The organism is Aliarcobacter faecis (assembly GCF_013201705.1).
Classification (GTDB): domain Bacteria; phylum Campylobacterota; class Campylobacteria; order Campylobacterales; family Arcobacteraceae; genus Aliarcobacter; species Aliarcobacter faecis.
On the sequence record NZ_CP053837.1, the window covers coordinates 982,963 to 1,003,604 of the forward strand.

Annotated in this window: 16 protein-coding genes; 11 read left to right on the forward strand and 5 right to left on the reverse strand. The window is 27.7% G+C overall.

Annotated features, from left to right (window positions below):
• Positions 1-38: 38 nt before the first annotated feature.
• Positions 39-245, reverse strand: a complete 207-nt coding sequence (locus tag AFAEC_RS04980; protein ID WP_026805454.1) for a hypothetical protein — start codon at positions 243-245, stop codon at positions 39-41.
• 52 nt (positions 246-297) lie between these two features.
• On the opposite strand from AFAEC_RS04980, the gene AFAEC_RS04985 reads away from it, so the two are divergent.
• From AFAEC_RS04985 to AFAEC_RS05020, 8 genes are all read left to right on the forward strand, one after another.
• Entirely contained in the window at positions 298-1,272 is a 975-nt protein-coding gene (locus AFAEC_RS04985) for an SLAC1 anion channel family protein (protein WP_026805455.1), read from the forward strand.
• A gap of 42 nt (positions 1,273-1,314) precedes the next feature.
• Positions 1,315-2,334: an aldo/keto reductase gene (locus AFAEC_RS04990; RefSeq protein ID WP_026805456.1), complete on the forward strand. Its 1,020-nt coding sequence runs from the start codon at positions 1,315-1,317 to the stop codon at positions 2,332-2,334.
• A gap of 421 nt (positions 2,335-2,755) precedes the next feature.
• Positions 2,756-2,989, forward strand: a complete 234-nt coding sequence (locus AFAEC_RS04995; protein WP_026805457.1) for a hypothetical protein — start codon at positions 2,756-2,758, stop codon at positions 2,987-2,989.
• Positions 2,986-4,857, forward strand: coding sequence for a sensor histidine kinase (locus tag AFAEC_RS05000; RefSeq protein ID WP_081754498.1), 1,872 nt, complete (start codon positions 2,986-2,988; stop codon positions 4,855-4,857). Before AFAEC_RS04995 ends, AFAEC_RS05000 begins: the two co-directional genes overlap by 4 nt.
• A 217-nt stretch (positions 4,858-5,074) precedes the next feature.
• Positions 5,075-5,815, forward strand: coding sequence for a peptidylprolyl isomerase (locus AFAEC_RS05005; protein ID WP_026805459.1), 741 nt, complete (start codon positions 5,075-5,077; stop codon positions 5,813-5,815).
• 10 nt (positions 5,816-5,825) lie between these two features.
• Entirely contained in the window at positions 5,826-6,056 is a 231-nt protein-coding gene (locus AFAEC_RS05010) for a hypothetical protein (protein WP_026805460.1), read from the forward strand.
• Between the two features lie 129 nt (positions 6,057-6,185).
• A complete protein-coding gene (locus AFAEC_RS05015; protein WP_026805461.1) occupies positions 6,186-13,520 on the forward strand; it encodes an autotransporter-associated beta strand repeat-containing protein in 7,335 nt (2,444 codons plus the stop codon).
• A 227-nt stretch (positions 13,521-13,747) separates the two neighbouring features.
• Positions 13,748-14,305 (forward strand): response regulator transcription factor, encoded by a 558-nt coding sequence (locus AFAEC_RS05020; RefSeq protein ID WP_162148365.1) that lies wholly within the window; start codon positions 13,748-13,750, stop codon positions 14,303-14,305.
• A gap of 78 nt (positions 14,306-14,383) precedes the next feature.
• On the opposite strand, the gene AFAEC_RS12265 is transcribed toward AFAEC_RS05020, so the two are convergent.
• The 3 genes from AFAEC_RS12265 to rpoD all read right to left on the reverse strand — a co-directional run bounded on the left by AFAEC_RS12265 (position 14,384) and on the right by rpoD (position 17,398).
• Complete coding sequence (locus AFAEC_RS12265; RefSeq protein ID WP_257119360.1) at positions 14,384-14,509, reverse strand: hypothetical protein; 126 nt, start codon at positions 14,507-14,509, stop codon at positions 14,384-14,386.
• 82 nt (positions 14,510-14,591) lie between these two features.
• Positions 14,592-15,470, reverse strand: a complete 879-nt coding sequence (locus tag AFAEC_RS05025; protein ID WP_026805462.1) for a DUF234 domain-containing protein — start codon at positions 15,468-15,470, stop codon at positions 14,592-14,594.
• A gap of 56 nt (positions 15,471-15,526) precedes the next feature.
• Entirely contained in the window at positions 15,527-17,398 is a 1,872-nt protein-coding gene (rpoD, locus tag AFAEC_RS05030; RefSeq protein ID WP_026805463.1) for an RNA polymerase sigma factor RpoD, read from the reverse strand.
• Between the two features lie 151 nt (positions 17,399-17,549).
• On the opposite strand from rpoD, the gene AFAEC_RS05035 reads away from it, so the two are divergent.
• Genes AFAEC_RS05035 through AFAEC_RS05045 form a run of 3 tightly spaced genes read left to right on the forward strand, consistent with a single transcriptional unit; the run spans position 17,550 to position 20,068 of the window.
• Positions 17,550-18,050, forward strand: coding sequence for a 3-isopropylmalate dehydratase small subunit (locus AFAEC_RS05035; protein WP_026805464.1), 501 nt, complete (start codon positions 17,550-17,552; stop codon positions 18,048-18,050).
• Positions 18,050-19,117 carry a 3-isopropylmalate dehydrogenase gene (gene leuB / locus AFAEC_RS05040; RefSeq protein ID WP_026805465.1) on the forward strand — a complete coding sequence of 356 codons (1,068 nt, stop codon included), beginning with the start codon at positions 18,050-18,052 and terminating at the stop codon, positions 19,115-19,117. The genes AFAEC_RS05035 and leuB overlap by 1 nt, the downstream gene beginning before the upstream one ends.
• Before the next feature lie 21 nt (positions 19,118-19,138).
• Positions 19,139-20,068, forward strand: a complete 930-nt coding sequence (locus AFAEC_RS05045) for an exopolyphosphatase (RefSeq protein WP_026805466.1) — start codon at positions 19,139-19,141, stop codon at positions 20,066-20,068.
• A 6-nt stretch (positions 20,069-20,074) separates the two neighbouring features.
• Here AFAEC_RS05045 and AFAEC_RS05050 read toward each other — a convergent pair whose 3' ends face one another.
• On the reverse strand, positions 20,075-20,434 hold the full coding sequence (locus AFAEC_RS05050; protein ID WP_026805467.1) for a hydrolase: 360 nt from the start codon (positions 20,432-20,434) through the stop codon (positions 20,075-20,077).
• Between the last annotated feature and the right edge of the window lie 208 nt (positions 20,435-20,642).

The following is a 20,642-nucleotide window of genomic DNA, read 5'->3' on the forward strand; positions in this document are numbered from 1 at the left end:
TTTTTATCAATTAATTCTTAAAAATTATATTGCTATAATCACTTTTTAGGATTTAATTTTGCCTTTAAATTTTTTGGAAGATGTGCAAAGACCATTGTGCTATTTTTTATAAAAGAGTTATTTTTAAAAATAGCTATTTCTAGACTCATCTTTTCAAAATTAAAACTTAAGAGCTTTATGGTCTCATCTTTTTGTATAAATTCAAGATTAGAGTCTCTTAAATCTATTAATTTTTTCTTTGCCAAAATTAAATCCTAAAATATATTTCGATAATTTTACTAAAATAGGATTAAAAGTATGAATGAAGAGAGTATAAAAGCAATTCCCTCAAATAGATTGCAATATTTTCCAATTATGATGTTTGCTACAATTATGGGTCTAGGGGGTTTAACTTTAGTTTTTGAAAGATTAAACCATTTTTTTTATTTTCCTAGTCTTTTTGCTACAGGTTTAATAACTATTACAACTATTATGTTTTTTCTAATATGTCTGACTTATTTATTTAAAATAATAAAATATATAGATGAAGTAAAAAAAGAGTTAAAACATCCAATAAGAATTAATTTTTTTGCAGCAAGTTCTATATCAATGCTTATTTTATCAGCTGCTTATAAAGAGTATAGTATAGAAACTTCTTTGGTATTTTTCTATTGTGGGGCTATTTTACATCTATTTTTAACATATTATACTATTCGATTTTGGATAAATAATAATTTAGAAATAGTACACTCAAATCCAGCTTGGTTTATTCCTATTGTTGGAAATTTGATAGTTCCTATTGCTGGAGTTGGTTTTTGGGATAACTCAATTTTAATCTTCTATTTCTCTATAGGAATGTTTTTTTGGATAATACTATTTTCAATTATTTTAAATAGAGTTATTTTTCATAATCCATTTGCACCAAAATTTATGCCAACAATGTTTATTTTAATAGCACCACCTGCTATAGGGTTTATCTCTTATATAAAATTAACAGGAAATTTAGACTTTTTTGCTCAAATTTTATTTAGCTTAGCTCTATTTTTTACTATACTTGTAGCTTTTATGTATAAAAATTTTGTAAAAATTAAATTTTTTATCTCTTGGTGGGCATTTACCTTTCCTATGGCAGCAGTAACTTTAAGTTCAATATTAATGTATGAACTTACAAAAAAAGATTTTTATATTTATTTGTCTTATATTTTAGCAACAATTACAACTTTAATTGTGCTTTTAGTTGCAATTGCTACTATAAAACATATGTTTAAAAAAGAGATTTGTATTATGGAATAGGGTATAATGGATTCTTTAAATATTTGAAAAGGATTTTTATTTATGGAATTTAGATATATTGGAAAAAGTGGACTTAGAGTTAGTTCTATTTGTATGGGTACTATGACTTTTGGAAGTACAACAGATGAAAAAGAGGCTTTTAAAATACTTGATTGTGCTTATGATAGAGGAATAAATTTTTATGATACAGCAGAACTTTATCCAGTAAGTCCCAAAAAAGAGACATTTGGATTAACTGAAAAAATAGTAGCAAAATGGCTCAAAACAAAACCTAGAGACTCTATTATATTAGCTACAAAAATAGCAGGAGCTGCATCTGGATGGTTTGTACCACCAGTAAGACATGGTTTAACTGCAATTGATAGTTTTCATATAAAAAAAGCAATAGAAGGAAGTTTAAAAAGGCTTGAAACTGATTATATAGATTTGTACCAAATGCATTGGCCAGATACTATTGTACCAATAGAAGAGAGTTTAAAAGCTTTTGATGAGTTAGTTCGTGAAGGAAAAGTTCGATATATTGGAACTTCAAATGATAGTACTTATGGGCTTACAAAAGCAAATGAGATATCAAAAAACAGAAATTTTGCAAGATTTGAATCTATTCAAAATAATTTCTCACTTTTAAATCCAAGATTTCATGATGAGCTAGCAAATGTTTGTAGAAGAGAGAATATTTCACTTCTTCCATACTCTCCTATGGCTGGTGGAGTCTTAAGTGGAAAGTATAATGGTGATTTTATAGCACCAGATGTAAGGTTTGCCGTATATTTAAAAGATAAAAATAAAAGAGTTCAAGCAATGGCACATAGATTTGTAAACTCAAAAACATTAAAAGCTACAAGTAGATATTTAGATTTATCAAAAGAGTATCAAGTTTCACCAGTAACTTTAGCTATTGCTTACTCTAAACATTTTGATTTTATAGCTTCTACAATAATTGGAGCTAGAAAATTAGAACAATTAGAAGATAGTTTTAAAGCTTTTGATTTTAAAATTTCTGAAGAATTACTTAAAAAAATAGAGGAAATTCAAAAAGATATTTTGTATCCTATGGGGTGATGAATTATAGTTAAATTTTTTTAACTATAATTAGCTATTACAAGCAACAAATTATTTTTAGATTTATATTCATTTCCCACAAAGTTAATCTCTCTTTATTTAACCCTAAATCTTTTGTAATACTTGAAATCAATCTATCCTTATTATTGATATAAATATCAAATTCTCAACTATATTTTAAAATAATATTTTATAATCCTTATTATCTTTAATTAAGTATCTTGTAATTGGTAATATATTAAAATACTTTTGATTATAGACAATAAAAATAATTTTATAGTATGACAAATTATCAACAACTATTGAATCTTTAGCCGAAGAGTTTGGAGTATCAACAAGAATAATGGAGCAAGATTTTACAAGATTATTTTATTTAGCAATGAAAAAAGTGCAGAAATATTACTCTTAAAAAGAGTATGTTTTGGAAAAACTAAATTTTGATGATATAAAAAACTTTACAATTTTTAGTGGTATAAAATCACTATTTCCAAGTTTGGCAAAACAGTTTTTATCAGAGATTTTAAATGATAAAATAAATGAATATAAAAGAGAACAGGTTATAAAAAATATAATTTATAGGTTAAAAATAAAATTAGCAAAAAATACAATACGTAATATACAAGGTATTGGATATATTTTAAAGTATGGCTTATGATGATAAAAGTTATATTCTTTTTGTTATTTTTATCTTCAAATCTTTTTCCAAATAGTCTTGATGTATCGAATTTAAATGGTGTAAATGTTACGAATAATATCTATTTTATAAATGATAAAAATAATATCTATTCATATAAGGATATAGACTCAAAAGCAGATTTAGAAACACTTAAAATTATGCATATTGGAGCTGCAAAAGGACCATTCTGGACAAAATTAACATTGGTTAATAATTCAGATAAAATTGAAAATATAACTTTATATAACCCCTTATCTGGTATGAATAAAATTGATGTTTATATACTTAAAAATAATTATTTATTAAATACTTTTTACTTAGGAGATTTAAGAGGTCAAGATAAAAGAGAAAGTTTGAGTAGTTATTCAAATGTTAATTTAACACTAAATCCAAAAGATGAAATTACTATAATTTCTAAAATAGAAAATTTTTATGTTTATAATATTGGTTGGAATATATTAAAAACTTCTGAATATTTTAAAATGGATAGTAGTAAAACCTATTTTGCTGGGTTATTAGGAGGAATAATTCTTCTATTTTGTATTTATAATATCATAAATTTTATTTTATACAAAAATAAATCTTATCTCATTATTTGTGGAATTGCTTTTTCTTTAGGGGCTTATCAATATGGATTTCATGGGATTATCTATTTTCTTGATATAAATATAAATTTAGAACTTATCACTGCAATAACTTGGAATGCTCCTTCTTTTGGTGGAATATTTTTACTTTTATTTGTTTATTACTTTTTTGAACAAAAAAGTAAGTATAAAAAAGCTTCTTATGCTACTATATTTTTTATTATCTGTTATATTGTGTTAATAATATTTACTATTTATGCTCAATTTTTTAATGAAGATTATTTTGAATATACACAATTTATTACAGTGGTTATATTAGTAAGTACTTTATATCTATTCTTATTTGGTTTATATGCTCTTTTAAAAAAAGAGATAGGTTCAGTCTATTATTTTATAAGAGAAGGAACACTTTTTCTGATAATATTTCTTCATACTTTAGGATTATTTAATTTTATACCTTATGAAAATATTCTAAAATTCTCAATACCATTTGCATATATGATTGATTTATTATTATTAGTTATTGCATTATATTTAAAAAATAAAAAAGAGCAGGAAATTTTAAAAAAATCTCAACTTATGTTGATGGAACAATCAAGATTTAACTCTATTGGACAAGCAATAGGTCATATTTCTCATCAATGGAAAACTCCACTCACTAGTGTAGGTACATCTTTAACTTTACTTGAAGTAATTTACAACCATGATTCAAAAAAGTTGATTTCAACTTTTGAAAAACATTTACCATTAATGACAAAATCAATAAATTTGATGAAAAAGTCAATTGATGAATTTTCTAATTTTTATCAAACAAAATTAGAAAAAGAAGATTTCTTACTACTAGAGACTATTTCAAATATTATAGAAATTTTGAGTTCTAAAATAATTTTGAGAAAAGTAAATATTGAATATAAAATAGAAGAGAATTTAAAAGTACATAGTTATGAACACATTATTTCAAATATTTTTTTAGTTTTAATAAATAATTCTTTAGATGCTTTTAAAGCAGAAAATAATAATTGTATAAAAATTTGTGTAAAAAATATAAATCAAAAATTAGTAATAACTTATGAAGACAATGCAGGTGGAATAACAATCAAACCTATTGAAGCAGTTTTTGATTATTTTGTCTCATCAAAACAAGATAGTAAAAGCTCAGGTATAGGTCTTGCTGTTGTTAAACTTTTGATTAATGAGAAATTAAATGGAACAATTAGTGTTAAAAACACAGATAAAGGTGCCTTGTTTAAGATAATTATTTAAAAACTAAAATTTTATTAATAATATTAAAAAAAGACTCCTTTAAAGTGTGATAAAAAATGATTTTTCTCATAAATGAAACTTCTTTGAGATTTATTATTAATAAAATAATACAAAGATAAATTTTTAAAGAGTAAGAAATGTATAAAAATGTAATACCATTAATAACTGCACATTTAATATCTTTATCAAACATTCAAAAATTAAGAGGAAAATAATAATGAAAAAAATAGCACTTTCTTTAATAATCCCAGCGATGCTGACATTAAATGCAGCAACTCTATTACAAAATGAATTGAGTTCTTTTGTATCTCAAAAATATAAAGTAGATTACGACACTCAAACTCAAGAAAATAAAGATAAATTAAAAAAAGAGTATGAAGATACAATTAGATTAGTGGCTTTAATTTCTAATGATGTAAAAAATGATACAGATTATAAAGCAGCTTATAAAGCAGCAAAAAATTTAATAGCTGTAAATGTATGGTCTCAAAAATATATGCAAAATTTAAAAATAAGTGATGAAGTATTAAAAGAGTTATATAATAAAGAAAAACCTAAAACAGTTCCAACTTATAATCTTTATAATATTTTTATAACAGATAAAGAAAAAGCTGAAAATTTATTTGATACTATAGAAAAACTTCCTAAAACTGAAAGATTAAATGAATTTAAAAAACAAGTAAAAATTAATTCTCAAGATTTTATTTCTAATAAAAAAGATGGAAATATAGGTTGGATAGAAATACAAAAATTAGATAAAAATATTCAAGAAAAAATAAAAGATAAAAATACAAATGATATATTAATAGCTCCTTTAGAAAATATTGGATGGCAAATATTATTAATAGCTGATTATAAACCTGCAAAAGAAGTGAGTTTTAAAGAATCTAAAGAGTTTTTAACTAAATTGGCAAAACAACAAGAATTAAGAAAAAAGGTTGATAGTTTATTAAAATAGGGAGGGTAAAGTGGAATTTGTTTCAGGATTGTGTTTAGATATTAATAGTACACATATAATTTTGGAAATAGCCCAGAAAAAGGGCTATTTGACAAATGAAGATTTTATAAATAAATATGTTAATTTTAAATTTAATGCAAAAGATAGAATTTTTGAGTTTTATGCTTTAGATTTAAATAATTGTATGAATCTTGAAATGGATAAATTTATTGAATGTTATACGGAGTTTCTAAAAAAATAATTTTCTACTAATATTACAAAATATAAAATTCTTAATCTCCTTGCTCTTATAATCACCAAATAAATTAAAAATGGGACTTTTTTGTGACTTCTAATGAGTAAAATAACTAAAATTATTAGAAGGATTATTATGAATTCATTTAGAATTAAAGATTTAAGATTTAGAATTTTGAAGGGTGGGAAAATAGGACTTGCAGCATCCTTAATGATGTTTGGAGTAATGTTTCAATCAACTTTGAGTGCAAATACAGTGACTTATGATGGTAATGGAAATACTGGTATTTTTGTTGGGAATATTTATGGTAATTACTCTTCTTTAACTAATGCAACAGCTAATTCACAAACAAATTTAACAGTAGGTAACTCAACTGATACAACAGTATTTACAAATTACTATACAGAAGGAGGAGCTGGTTCAGGTGGAGGAGCTGGACTAGGAGGAGTATTCTTTGTAGATAAGGGTTCAACATTGACTTTAAATAATACTGTATTTAAATTTAATACTTCAAAAGGTGGAGAGGGAGGATCTTTACCTGCCCAAGTTATAGAAGATACAACTATAAATATAAATCAACTTAGTTTGGGATTAACTGGATTTGAACAATTATCAATTACTCCAACTTTAACTTATAGCAATGGTAAGTACTCTTTTGATACTATAAAAATAGCTACAGGAACAACATTACTAAATGAAGGTTCAAGTATTACATTTTCTGAATTAGATAATACTAGTAGAAAGATATCTTCAGTTGATAAATCATCTGTAACTTTAGCTGATAAAATAAGCATAAATGCTTCAGATATTAAAACAATAACTACTAATGTAACTACAAATACAGGTTTCTCAGTAGATGGGAAGAGTGTAACTTTGAATTATAATTATACAGATTCTTCAAATCCAACTATTACATATGTTGATACAGCTTTAGTAAATCAAGTTAAAGATAATATCACTTATGGTGGACAAATTTCATTTAGAGATACTAATGGAAATATCTCTACAAAAACAATATCAAAAGTTGATTATAATACTGATGGAAGTATAAAATCATTTGAATTAGATAGTGATATTGGTAGTTTTACAGTTAATGCTACTACATCACTAGATGTTATTCCAGTTTCAAAATTTCAAACAAAACCTTATGAAATAGCTGGTAATACAATTATAGTTACTGGAGCTACGAGAGGTTTTAAAGCTGGAATGATTCTTTATGATGAAAAAGGAGATTCAACAGGTGCAAAAATTACAGCTGTTTCAGAGCAAAATGGAGTTTATACTCTAACTGTAGATAATACAACTTCTAAATTGACAAGTGCTACATCAATTACAGGGAAAAGTTCTCCTTTTATATCAGATACACAAATTAAACTATCAGCTCCGAATCCTGATTTAGTTGGAGCAAGTTCTATAAATATAAATGGAACAGATTATGGTATTTCTAATTATAATAAGGAAACAGGTGTTATTACCTTGTCTAATGCTATTGATTCTGCATCAAAAAGTAAAGTTGAAGATGATGGTGAGTTATTAACATTAAAAGTTAATACGGTTTCTCTTTCAGGTAACTCTATAACTTTATTAGATAAAGGTCAAAATTTTTCAACTGGTATGCTAATTGAAGGTACGGATTTAACTATTGAAGAGGTTTCATCATCAAATGGAAAAATTACTCTAAAACTTTCTGGCTCTACAGATTCATTATCAAGTGACTCAAAAATTTTTGTTGTTGATACATTAGAAACAGGTGGTTCTATGAATAATTTGGCTTCAAAAGGAACATTAGGAGCTAATGGGAAAAATGGAATAGATGCAAATTATTATTCTTCATTTTTTAATGAAGGGGAAGGAAAAGAGGGAACAAGAGGATATGCTGCTAAAGATGGTGATGGAGCAGCTGGAGGAAAAGGAGGGAATGGAGGAAACGGCTCTGATGGATTAGCTGTAAATCCACAACTTATGACTGAACTTTGGGGAGCAACGGGAGACTTTCAGGAAGCTGTTAATGATTTAGCAGTGGCTTTTGTTCCTGAAGGAGCACCTATTCCTATGCCAGAAATTGCAGATATCCCTGGTGCTATAATTAATGTTACTACAGCAAGTATTGATTTAGCAACAGCAATAGCAAATACAGTATTTTGGGCAAAAAATCTGAATGCTGGTCTTGCAGGAATGGGAGGAGAAGGAGGAGCTGGTGGAAAAGGAGGAGCTGGTGATGAATTCTTTGGTGGAGGAGCTGGTGGAACTGGTGGAAATGGTGGAGAAGGTGCTTTAGACCATACTGATGGAGGAAATGGTGGAGAAGGAGGAGCTGGTGGTGATGCTGGATTTGGAGCTGGAGGAGGAGCTGGAGGAGCTGGTGGAATAGCTGGTTCAACAGGTGGAGCTGAAGATGGTGAAGCCGGAGATGGTGGAAAGGCTGGATTTGGTGGAGGATCTGGTAGTGATGGAGATGGACTATATGGAAATGGTGGTTCTGGATTTGGTGGAGCTGTTTTTGTTAGAAAAGGTGCTACATTAAATATTACTGGTAATACTTTATTTGAAGAAAATAGTGTTATGGCAGGGTCAAGTAATAATGGTGGTTCAGCAGGAGAAAGTGCTGGAACAGCACTTTTTATTATGAAAGGATCTATGGTTAATTTAATGCCAGGAAAAGGGAATACTATTATTTTCAATGACACGATAGCTGATGATAGTGCATCAAGTTATGGTGGTGCATCTTATGCTTCTGGAGCTGGAGCTGATATATATATTAAAGGTAATGGTGGATTAGTAGAATTTAATGGGGAAAATACATATTCAGGGAAAACATATTTACAGGGTGCTACATTAAGTGCTACATTAGGTATAGGGATAAATGATAATTCTAAAATTGTTTTTAATGGAGCAGGTACATCATCTGTAACAAGTCCAACTGTATATGCAGATAATTTAAATTTAGGAACAGTTGGAACTTTATTACTTTCTGAAGATTTAACAAGTAAAAGAGTAGGAAAAAGAGCTATAGATGTTTCATGGGAAGGTTCAGGAGGTATTGCTTCTGGAGTTGAAGATGGTATAGTAGTTAATTTTGGTCAAATAACTCCATCTAATGGACAATCATTGGTATGGGGAAGTAATGGTTTCTTTGAATCAGGAGCTTCTGATAAAGTTTTAACTTTTGGATCTGAACACTCTTTAGGTTCTGTTGATTTTCAAAATGGTGTAAATATTGGTTCAAATATTGCAAGAGTTGCTGTTTATAATACAAACTTAGAAGATAATCTTGGTTCAAGTAGTGCTATTTTATCTGGTAATTGGATTGGAAATGAGCTACTTGTAGGAGCTGATAATTATGATGGTAATTTGATATTAACAGGAACTAATAAATTAAATAAGTTAACTATTTTAGATGGAACTACAGCTACATCAGGAAGTGGAAAAATTAGTGATAGTAGTTCAAAAACTGTTGTTAAAATGTATGCTGGAAAATTAATTTTATCAAATTCTGAAACTTTAGATAGTATCTCAATTAATCAAGGTGCTTTATTTGTTAGTAATAAAGATTTAAGTGTAGATAATACAATAACAAATGATGGGCAACTTGTAGTAAATACAGGAACTTTTGAAAAAGATATTACAAATAATGGACAATTTGCAAATGGTGGAAATATTATAGTAAATGCAGATATTATAAATGATAGTATTATCGATTCAACTACTACATTATGGAATCAAATAGGAACAATTTCTGCTTACAATATAAAAAATAATGGTACTTGGCAACAACAAGATAATATAACTTTAACTTCTAGATTAACAAATGATGGAATTTGGTATTCTGGTCAACAACAAATTATGAATAGAGTAGCTAGTTTTGTAAATTATGAAGATTCTGTGAAAAATACAATCTCTTTGGTAACACTAACTGGAAATGGAACATTTAATATTGATAATGGTGATTTAGAAATCGAACAAAGTGGAGACTCAAAATTTGAAGGGGATATTACTGGTAAAGGTGTATTTACAAAATCAGGAGATGGTAAATTAGAAATATCAAATGCACAAACATTCACAGGTGGATTAAATGTAACAGGTGGAACATTTGAGACATTAGCCGCTGCTGTAACATTACCTGGTGGAACATTAGCAGATGATTTAGCAATATATATATCTGAAGCTTCAGAATTTATAGCAGGAATAGCAGATACAGTTGGTTCTGTGGATAATGAAGGTCTGTTTACTATGAATAAAAATATAACAACTGAAGAAGATTTTACAAATAATGGAACATTGACTTTAGATGCAGATTTAACAACTGGTACTAATTTTGTAAATAATGGAATAACAAATCTAACAGATGATAGAACAATAACAACAACTGGTGGATTATCTGGAACAGGTACTATTAATGTAAATGGTGCAGACACAACTTTAACATTAGATCAATCAGGAGATGAAACATATAGTGGTAAAATTTTAGGAGCAGGGAATTTTGTTAAAACAGGAAAAGGTAATTTAACATTAAACGGAACAGCTGGAAATATTGATTTAGATGAAGGAGTAGTTGTAGATGAGGGAACATTAACAACAACTTTAGCAAATGTACTTGCTACAGATCAAGATATTACAGTAAATACAGATGGAACATTACATATTAAAACAGGTTCTCAAAGTGTAGATACTATTACAAATAGTGGAATTGTAAACTTAGATGATAATCTTATAGTTAGAATATTAACAAATAATGTATATGCAGAGTTTAATCAAGATGCAGATATAAGAGTAATAAATGCAATTATGAATGGAAATTGGAATGTTGTAGATGGTACAAGAGTATTAAATACAGAAACTTTAACAGGTGATGCAACTGTAGCATTAGGTTCAAATAACCTAAAAATCAATCAAAGTGGAATATCAACATTTGATGGAAGTATTGCAGGTTCAGGTTCAGTAGAGAAAACAGGATTAGGTACATTAAAAATATCAGATGCTCAAACATTCACAGGTGGATTAAATGTAACAGGTGGAACATTTGAGACATTAGCCGCTGCTGGAACATTACCTGGTGGAACATTAGCAGATATATTAGCAATACATGTAGCTAAAGATTCAACATTTATAGCAGGAGTAGAAGATACAGTAGGTTCAGTGTTGGTTGATTCTATAGGAACAGGAAGTAATGCAGGTCTGTTTACAATGAATGAAAATATAACAACACAAGGTGATTTTATAAATAATGGAACATTGGCTTTAAATGCAAATTTAACGATAGGGACTGATTTTGTAAATAATGGAACAACAACTTTAACAGCAGATAGAACAATAACAACAGAAAGTGGATTATCTGGTGCAACAATAGGTACTATTAATGTAAATAATACAGGTACGACTTTAACGTTGAATCAATCAGGAGATACAACATATAGTGGTAAGATTTTAGGAGCAGGGAATTTTGTTAAAACAGGCACAGGTACTTTAACTTTATATGGAGCATTAGTTAATATTGCTGGTGTATTAACTATTGAAAATGGTAAAATAGGACTAGATGGTCATAATATATTTGATGCTGATTTAGATGTAATTGTATCTAAAGATGGTGAATTGGAACTTATTACTGGAAATCAATCGATTGATAGTTTAGGTGGAAAAGGTTTAATTGATTTAGGTTCAAATATTCTTTATGTAAATAATGGTGGAGAATTTACAGGAACTGTAACAGGAAGTGGAACATTATATATTGGAAGTGGTAGATTTAATATTGTTGACAATATTACTTCAACAACAGGAACTTTTGATGTTGCACAAGGAGCTACAACAACTATTGCTGATAATGCTGAGCTTAATTTCCCTAAAATTAATGTAAAAGAAGGTGGAACTCTAGATATTATTGGTAAAGCTTCTGCTTCTGATGGTTTATTTGTTGATAAAAATGGAACACTTCATTTAGGAGATGCAGCTAATAATATTGATGGTGTAGTTAATACTTCAAATGTTTCAATTTATGGAAAGTTAAATGGAACAGGAACTATAAATGGTCCAACTACTGTTTATAGTGGAGGAACAATTGCTCCTGGGAATTCTCCTGGTACTTTAACACTTGGTTCATTAGATTTACAATCTGGTTCAATTACTGATATGGAAATAGTTACATCAGGAATCGCAGGTGTTCATTTTGACCAAATTACTACAACAGGAAATTTTACAATTAAAGAAGGAAGTAATCTTAATATATCAAAATATACAGCAGATATTAATGCAAGAGAACTTAATATGGGAGAAAGTATCAAAATATTTAATTTCACACCAGGAGCTATCAGTGGTAATTTTGGAAATGTAACTTCTACTTATGCTGATGATGTTATTTTAAATCTTGCAAGTGGTGAAGTTGTAGGTTTAGGTGGTGTTTCATCTACTGATTTTGAAAATAATGTTGCTAAAACAAAAAATCAAAAATCAATGCTTAATAGTTTAAAAGTTGAAAATAATGGGGGAGTATCTCAATTTTATGGAGGTAATTTAGTATCAAGATTAGCAGGTGCATATGGAAATAATTCTGAAATTAATAGAATTTTTAGATTATCATCACCAGAAGCTTATGCTAGTTTAATTGATCAAGCTAGATTATCAGTAACTGATAGTATCGTAAAACTTCCAGTTAATTTTAAAGAAGCAAAAGAAGGATTAACTGTAAATACAAATTTTGGTTCTAAATCAACAAGTAATAGTAGTGATTGGTCTAAATATGATATGGATAATACTTCAGTTAAATTGGAATATCTACATTTAACAAAAGATACTGCTTTAGCTGTTTCTGTAGGTAAAAATGATAGAAAAATTAAAAGTGATTATCTAACAGCAGATGGAAGTGGATATGATGTTAGTATAGGTTTAGCTAAAGAAGTTTTAGCACCAGGATTGAGCTTAAGAGGTCATATTGGATATATGAAAGATGAAAATGATACTAAAAGAGAAACTTATACAACAGATTCAAGTGCAAGTGTAAACTCTGATGGAATAATTGGTGGATTAGGATTAGGCTATACAAAAGATCACAATTCATTAACTTTTGATTTTTCACTTGATGCTTCATATTATAATGTAAATGTAGATTCATTTAAAGAGAGTAATACTAATAAACTTGATGCTTTATCTGTTGATAAACAAAAACAAAATGGAATGGCATATCAAGCAAAAGCATCAATTTCTTCAAATGTTACTGAGAAATTAGAATTAAAAACAGGTATAAACGCACTATATATGCCAGATGCGGATAATTTTAATGTAAAAGCAAAAGTATCATCAGAAGAAACAATGTTTAATGTTGAAAATCCAGGAATGGGACAAACTTCTTTAGGATTAGATGCAGGAGCAAAATATAAAATTAAAGACAATATGAGTATATCAGTTGATGCAGGTGTTAATGAAATAGGTAAATCTAATGTAGGATATAATACAAACTTATCATTTACATACAAATTTTAAATAATTAACTACTTTGGATACATTAAGATTTCATAAAAATATAGAAATCTTTTTGTATCTAGATATAAAAAGAAGGGGAAATAAGTGACTTCTGATTTGAGTTTGCTTAAAAGATTAACAATACTTCTTGTTGAAGATGATGAAGAATTAAGAGATAGCTTATCTCAGACATTATCAATTTTTTTTTTAAAGTGATTATTGCAAAAAATGGCATAGAAGCTATGGAAATGTTAGTACAAAATAAAATTGATATGATTATTACAGATTATGTCATGCCTTTAATGGATGGTGAAGAATTTTCTAGACAAATAAGAATAGATTGCCATAAAATACCTATATCTATTATAAGCAGTTTTTCAGAAAAAGAAAAATTAATGAAATTAATTGATTTAGAATTGACAAGTTATCTTCTAAAACCAATTAGTTATAAAGATTTAATGATTTGTTTGGAAAAAATGTTAAAAAAACATAAAAAGTATAATCTTTATGATTTCGAAATTAACTCTGAAATTAATTATAATTTTCTAACTAAAGAAATATTTAATGATAAAAAAAATGTAATAGGAAAATTATCTAAAAGTGAAATAGTTATATTTGAGTTATTAATAAAAAATGCAAATGCTATTATTTCAATAGAAACTATTCAATCTTATTTATCTTTAAATGAGATAAAAAGTGAACAAGCAATTAAAAATATAATATATAGATTAAGAAAAAAAATAGGAAAAGATGTGATACAAAATTATAATAATTTGGGATATTTCTTTAAAAAACAATTTGAATGAAAATAATTCTTTATATTCTCATTTAGGCTGAGCCTGAAAAATAAACGGTGTAAATTTACGAGTTAGCTTTTAATTATTTTATGTATTTTTACATAACTTCACTACTCTACTCGTACTCTCTATACATCCAAATTCTACAAGTTGAGTTATATCTCTAACTGCTGTAACTTTACTAATTTTTGTTAAAGATATATATTTTTCCATCCTCAAAATTTTCATTTCCAACAACAAGTATTTTTCTATTGTACTCAATTTGTGATAAAGTAAATCTGTTAGCTTTGATTTCTTAAGAAATCAAAGCTTTTAAGCTCTTAGCATTAAAAAGTTTTAGTGATTCACTTTTTAGATTTTTTATTTCATTTGAGTAACCATTTTTTGTAAAAATAACTACAATATCATAAGAGATATTTTCACTTTTTAAATCTTCTAAAAATTTATTTAATTCACTTTTTTTGATTTTATTGTCACTATATTTACAAAAGCCAACTATGGTTTTTCCTGATACTGTTTTTGCCACTATTGGAATTTGAATTTTTTCATCCCAATATTGTCCATGCTGTTTTATCTCTTCACCAAGAAAGCTATTTTTTACAAAAGATAAAGCTAACTCTTCAAATATAAAATCACTAAAATCAGATTCTCTATTCTGAAATTTTACTCTAAACTCTTCATAATTTCCATCTTTTATTCCTTTATAAATAGGAGAGACAAAAGCAAACCAAAATCTAAGAAAAGGATTTATAAATAGTAGTTTTTTCGCTACTTTTGAATCATTTCTTCTTCCTAGTAAAAAGTGTTCAGAGGAATCTATATCAATAATCTCTTTTTCATATAAAAAATCAACACATTTCATTCCTTCTTCAAAGCTAATAAAAGCTCTTTTAAAAGCATTTGTCGTTTTTCTATCACCTAAGGCAATCCCAGAAAGAACGGCATGATGTACAGAGTAACCACCCGTTAGATAGTTTATTTCACTTTTTAGATATGAGTAATTGTTTAAAATATGTATCTCTATTAGCTCTAAAATAGGTTTTGTTATATCTACTTTTATATCAAGCCCACCAAATACTGTAAAGTATTTTATTGCTATTTGCATATCACTTATACTATTTTCTTTGCAAAAAATCTGAAATAGCTCTTTTATTGATTTATCTAATATAATCATTTTGTATTTATGCCTTTTTTTAAAGCTAGAATTTTATAAGAATTTATGTAGAAAGATTAACTTTCTACATAATTTTTAAGGTTTTTCCCAACTTTTGGGTGTTTTAATTTCTTAATAGCGCTTGATTCGATTTGTCTTACTCTTTCTCTCGTAACTGAAAGCTCTTTACCTATTTCTTCAAGAGTTCTATCACTTGCATCATCCATAAGACCAAATCTCATTCTAATAACAGCTTGTTCTCTTTCATTTAATTGTCCAAGAATTTGATCAATTTGACCTTGTAAATCCTCTTTCATAATGTTATCAATTGGAGTTGGAGCTTTTTCATCTGGTACAAAATCCCCAAATTTACCATCATCATCGCTTCCAATAGGAGCTTCAAGTGAAACTGGCTCTTTTGTGATTTTAATTACTTGTTTTACTTTATCAACAGGTAATCCAACCTCTTTTGCAATCTCTTCAACATCAGGCTCTTTCCCATTTTCTTGAACACCTTTTCGTATAATTTTATTGATACGATTAATAGTTTCAATCATATGAATTGGAATTCTAATAGTTCTTGCTTGGTCAGCAATTGCTCTAGAGATGGCTTGTCGTATCCACCAAGTTGCATAAGTTGAGAATTTATAACCTTTTTTATATTCAAACTTATCAACAGCTTTCATTAGACCAATATTTCCTTCTTGAATTAAATCTAAGAAAGGAAGACCTCTATTTGTATATCTTTTTGCAATAGATACAACAAGTCTTAAGTTTGATTGAGCCATTCTAGTTTTTGAAGTATCAGTTATTTGTTTACCTCTTTTTATTTGTTCTAAAACTGCTTTTAACTCTTCAGGAGTTAAATCAAAACCATCTTTAGATGCTTCTGCTGTTTGGAAAAGTTTTTTAATCTCCATATAAGTTGAAACCATTGTAGCCTCAGGAACCATTGCAGTTATTTGAACTTTTGACAAATTTACAATATTGTCTAAAATCTTTTGGTGATTTTTTTGTAAAGTCTCATTAAATAGAGGTAATCTATACTCTAATCTTTTTAATTCATCTTCAAATCCATCTTCACTTTTTAGTGAAGTTTCCATAGCTTTTACTATTTCAGTTATTAATTTTGAAGTTGGTCCTAAATCTAAAAGAGTTTCTTTTAACTGTTTTTTCTTAAATGCAGTTGCAAGATTAAATGTCATTAAGTCTGTTTCATCATCAGATTTTGCAGTCTCTTTTGTTTGAAATTTTAACCACTCTTTTTTTGCTTTTTCTAAATTTTTAAATGCTTCAATGATAGTTTGAGCTCTTTTATCTAATTTTTTCTGTTTTGCACCAGATAATTTTTTCTCATCATCGTCGCCATCATACTCTTCTTCATCTTCATATTCATCAATTTCTTCTTCTTCATCCTCTTCATTTTCGTCATCAAAGTTTTTAAAGAGCTCTTTTACTTTTCTTTCTCTATTTACAAGAGGTTCTTTATACTCTAAAATGAAGTCTATTAAATATGGAACATAGCAAATAGCATCAAGAATAATATCTTCTCCTGTTTCAATTCTTTTTGATATTTCAACCTCTTCATCTTTTGTTAAAAGAGGAATTTGCCCCATCTCTCTTAGATACATTCTTACAGGAGAATCTGATCTTGACCACTCAAGAAGCTCTTTGTTTTTTAGTAAATCAAACTCATCATCTTCACTTTCAATTAGCTTTTCTCTTTGTTCTCTTCTTTTTTTAGCCTCTTCATCATTTAGAAGTTTTGCTTGCTCTTGAGAACTTATAACTGTTACATTATATAGTTGAACGAGAGCTAGAATTTTTTTGATAGTTGCGCCAGTTGGTGCTTTTGGAAAAATTTTAATAATTTTTTCATATGTTAGAACAGAGTCTTTATACTCTTTTATAAGTTGTTCAATTACTTTATTTATATCTTTTGTACTCATTGCCTTAGGAAATCCTCCTCATTAAATAGTGGTATATTATACCCAAATAGTTTAAATAATAGTTTAAAATGCTTTATTTAAAGAAAGTTTACTATAAATTAGGGTAAAATAATTCCTTAATTATTGTCTAAAAAATATCAAGGATAAAAATATGAGTAAAATTACAGGTAAAGTTTGGAATTTTGGAGCAAATATCGATACAGATGTTATTATAGCTGCTAGATATTTAAATAGTTCAGACCCTGAGCATTTAGCAAAATATGTTATGGAAGATGCCGATCCAGATTTTCCAAAAAAATTAAAAAAAGGTGATATTATTGTTGCAGGAGAGAATTTTGGCTGTGGTAGTAGTAGAGAACATGCTCCAATAGCTTTAAAAGCTGCTGGAATAGCTGCTGTTGTAGCACCATCATTTGCAAGAATTTTTTATAGAAATGCTTTTAATATGGGATTACCAATATTTGAACTTCCAGAATCACTTGAAATAAAAGAGGGTGAAGAGATTAGTATTGATTTAGATAATGGAGAGATTATAAATAATACAACTAAAAAAACTTATAAATTTATAGCTATTCCTCCTTTTATGCAAGAGTTAATAGCAAGTGGCGGTTTAATAAATTATGCAATAGATGAAATGAAAAAGGTAAACTAATGAAAAATTATAATATTTCGATAATAAAAGGTGATGGAATTGGTCCTGAAATTGTGACTGAAGCTATTAAAGTTTTAAATGCAGTTGCTAAAAAATGTGATTTTACACTAAGTTATAAAGAGTATTTAATGGGTGGAATTGCTATTGATACAACAGGAGTTCCACTTCCAGAAGAGACAGTTGAAGGTGTTTTAAACTCTGATGCTTGTTTATTTGGTGCAATTGGTGGTGAAAAATGGGATACTTTACCAAGAGAGTTAAGACCAGAAACTGGACTTTTAACTTTTAGAGAAAAAATGGGTGTTTATGCAAATTTACGACCAGCTATTGTTTATGATGAACTTGTAAATGCCTCAACTTTAAAACCTGAAGTTATCAAAGGTTGTGATATTATGGTTGTAAGAGAGCTTATAGGTGGAATTTATTTTGGAAAACCTAGAGAAAATGATGGATTTAAAGCATTTAATACAATGGTTTATACAAAACCAGAAATTGTAAGAATTGGTAAAACAGCTTTTGAATTAGCTAGAAAAAGAGGTAAAAGAGTTTGTTCTGTTGATAAGGCAAATGTTCTTGAAGTATCTCAACTTTGGAGAGATACAATGAATGAATTGGCAAAAGATTATCCAGATGTAGAGCTTTCTCATATGTATGTTGATAATGCAGCTATGCAGTTAGTTAGAAATCCAAAGCAGTTTGATGTAGTTGTTACAGGAAATATCTTTGGAGATATTCTTTCAGATACAGCTTCTATGGTTGTTGGTTCAATTGGTCTATTACCAAGTGCTTCAACTGGAGATAAAACAGCTATTTATGAACCAATTCATGGAAGTGCTCCTGATATTGCTGGACTTGGAATAGCAAATCCAATAGCTACAATTTTAAGTGCTGCTATGATGCTAAAATATACTTTAAATGAAGAAAAAGCTGCTGCTTTAATTGAAAAAGCGATAAAAGATGCTCTAAAAGATGGATATAGAACAAAAGATTTAGCCTCTTTCGATGCAAAAGAGGTTCTAAATTGCGTTTCTATGGGTGATAAAATAGTAGAATATATTAATAGATAAATAGTAAAATAAGGCTTTAAAATGAGTGAAAAAAAGTATAGATTAGTTACACGAAGTGATATGGATGGTCTTGTATGCGGTACTTTATTGAAGTATTTAAATGTTATAGATGAGATTAGTTTTGTTCATCCAAAAGATATGCAAGATGGAAAAATAGAGATTTCTCAAAATGATATTACAACAAACTTACCATATGTAAAAGGTGTAAATCTTGCTTTTGATCACCACTTTTCTGAAACTTTAAGAAATGAAAAATATGATAATCATATAATTGATCCAAATGCAAAAAGTGCAGCTCAAGTTGTATATGATTATTATGGAGCAAAAGAAGTTTTCCCTTCAACTTTTGATGATATGATGCTTTGGGCAAATAAAGCCGATAGTGCAGATTTTACAATAGAAGATATTTTAGAGCCAAAAGGTTGGGCATTGCTCAGTTTTTTAATGGATTCAAGAACTGGATTAGGAAGATTTAGAGATTTTAGAATTTCTAATTATACTCTTATGATGGATTTAATTGACCATTGTGTAAATTTAAGTATTGATGAAATTCTAGAACTTCCAGATATAAAAGAGAGAGTGGATTTATATTTTAAGTATGAAGAAGAGTTTAAAAAACAACTTTTGAAATGTACAAAAGTTGAGAAAAACCTTTTAATAATAAATTATAAAGATGAAGAGATTATCTATCCTGGAAATAGGTTTTTAGTTTATGCACTTTTCCCAGAACAAAATATTTCTATTCATGTTGTTTGGGGAAAAGATAAACAAAATGTTGTATTTAGTACAGGAAAATCTATTATTAACAAAACTTCAAAAACAAATGTTGGTGAACTAATGCTTAAATATGGAGGAGGTGGTCATTTGGCTGCTGGAGGTTGTCAAATTGATACAGATAAATCAAATATAGTTTTAGAAGAGTTAATTAAACAGATAAATCAAGATGCTTAAAAAAGATTAAAATCTCTTTTTTAACTCATCTATAAAAGTTTCAAAAGAGGGTAGATTTAAATTACTCTCTTTTTGTTTTACACCCCACATTGGTTCTGGGAAATAACTATCTTCTTTAAATCTTGCCATAATATGAAAATGTACCCAAGGAACATAGTTTCCAAATGAAGCTATATTTATTTTTTCAGGTTTGTAGTATTCAAGCATAAATTTTTCTATGATGTCAAGATATTTCCATATCTCTTGTTTTGTTTTAAAATTACATTCTGAAAACTCTTTAATATTTTCTATAGTAAATATTTTAAGCCAAGGAATTTCACTTTTTTCAATCTCTATTTTTATTAGTTCATTTTTAAATATTTCCATTTTTATTCTCCAAAATATATTTTGCAATAGTACAATAAAGTATATAAAATAAAATATTATACTTTCAACAAGAATTAAGCTATTTTTAAATATAATCCAGTTCCATTTTTTCAACCAATAGAAGAAGTTTTTATAAAATAGATTGATATTTTATAAAGAGTTGGTAAAAGCTTAAAAATAAAAGTACTATTTTTTAAGGCTTTTTCCT

What these genes read in the sequence shown, in the direction of transcription:
- AFAEC_RS05020 (WP_162148365.1), top strand. Translation starts at nt 13,748, where the DNA reads ATGTTAGTACAAAATAAAATTGATATGATTATTACAGATTATGTCATG.
- AFAEC_RS04990 (WP_026805456.1), top strand. Translation starts at nt 1,315, where the DNA reads ATGGAATTTAGATATATTGGAAAAAGTGGACTTAGAGTTAGTTCTATT.
- AFAEC_RS05035 (WP_026805464.1), top strand. Translation starts at nt 17,550, where the DNA reads ATGAGTAAAATTACAGGTAAAGTTTGGAATTTTGGAGCAAATATCGAT.
- AFAEC_RS05005 (WP_026805459.1), top strand. Translation starts at nt 5,075, where the DNA reads ATGAAAAAAATAGCACTTTCTTTAATAATCCCAGCGATGCTGACATTA.
- AFAEC_RS12265 (WP_257119360.1), bottom strand. Translation starts at nt 14,509, where the DNA reads ATGGAAAAATATATATCTTTAACAAAAATTAGTAAAGTTACAGCAGTT.
- AFAEC_RS05050 (WP_026805467.1), bottom strand. Translation starts at nt 20,434, where the DNA reads ATGGAAATATTTAAAAATGAACTAATAAAAATAGAGATTGAAAAAAGT.
- AFAEC_RS05015 (WP_026805461.1), top strand. Translation starts at nt 6,186, where the DNA reads ATGAATTCATTTAGAATTAAAGATTTAAGATTTAGAATTTTGAAGGGT.
- rpoD (WP_026805463.1), bottom strand. Translation starts at nt 17,398, where the DNA reads ATGAGTACAAAAGATATAAATAAAGTAATTGAACAACTTATAAAAGAG.
- AFAEC_RS05000 (WP_081754498.1), top strand. Translation starts at nt 2,986, where the DNA reads ATGATGATAAAAGTTATATTCTTTTTGTTATTTTTATCTTCAAATCTT.
- leuB (WP_026805465.1), top strand. Translation starts at nt 18,050, where the DNA reads ATGAAAAATTATAATATTTCGATAATAAAAGGTGATGGAATTGGTCCT.
- AFAEC_RS04985 (WP_026805455.1), top strand. Translation starts at nt 298, where the DNA reads ATGAATGAAGAGAGTATAAAAGCAATTCCCTCAAATAGATTGCAATAT.
- AFAEC_RS05025 (WP_026805462.1), bottom strand. Translation starts at nt 15,470, where the DNA reads ATGATTATATTAGATAAATCAATAAAAGAGCTATTTCAGATTTTTTGC.
- AFAEC_RS05045 (WP_026805466.1), top strand. Translation starts at nt 19,139, where the DNA reads ATGAGTGAAAAAAAGTATAGATTAGTTACACGAAGTGATATGGATGGT.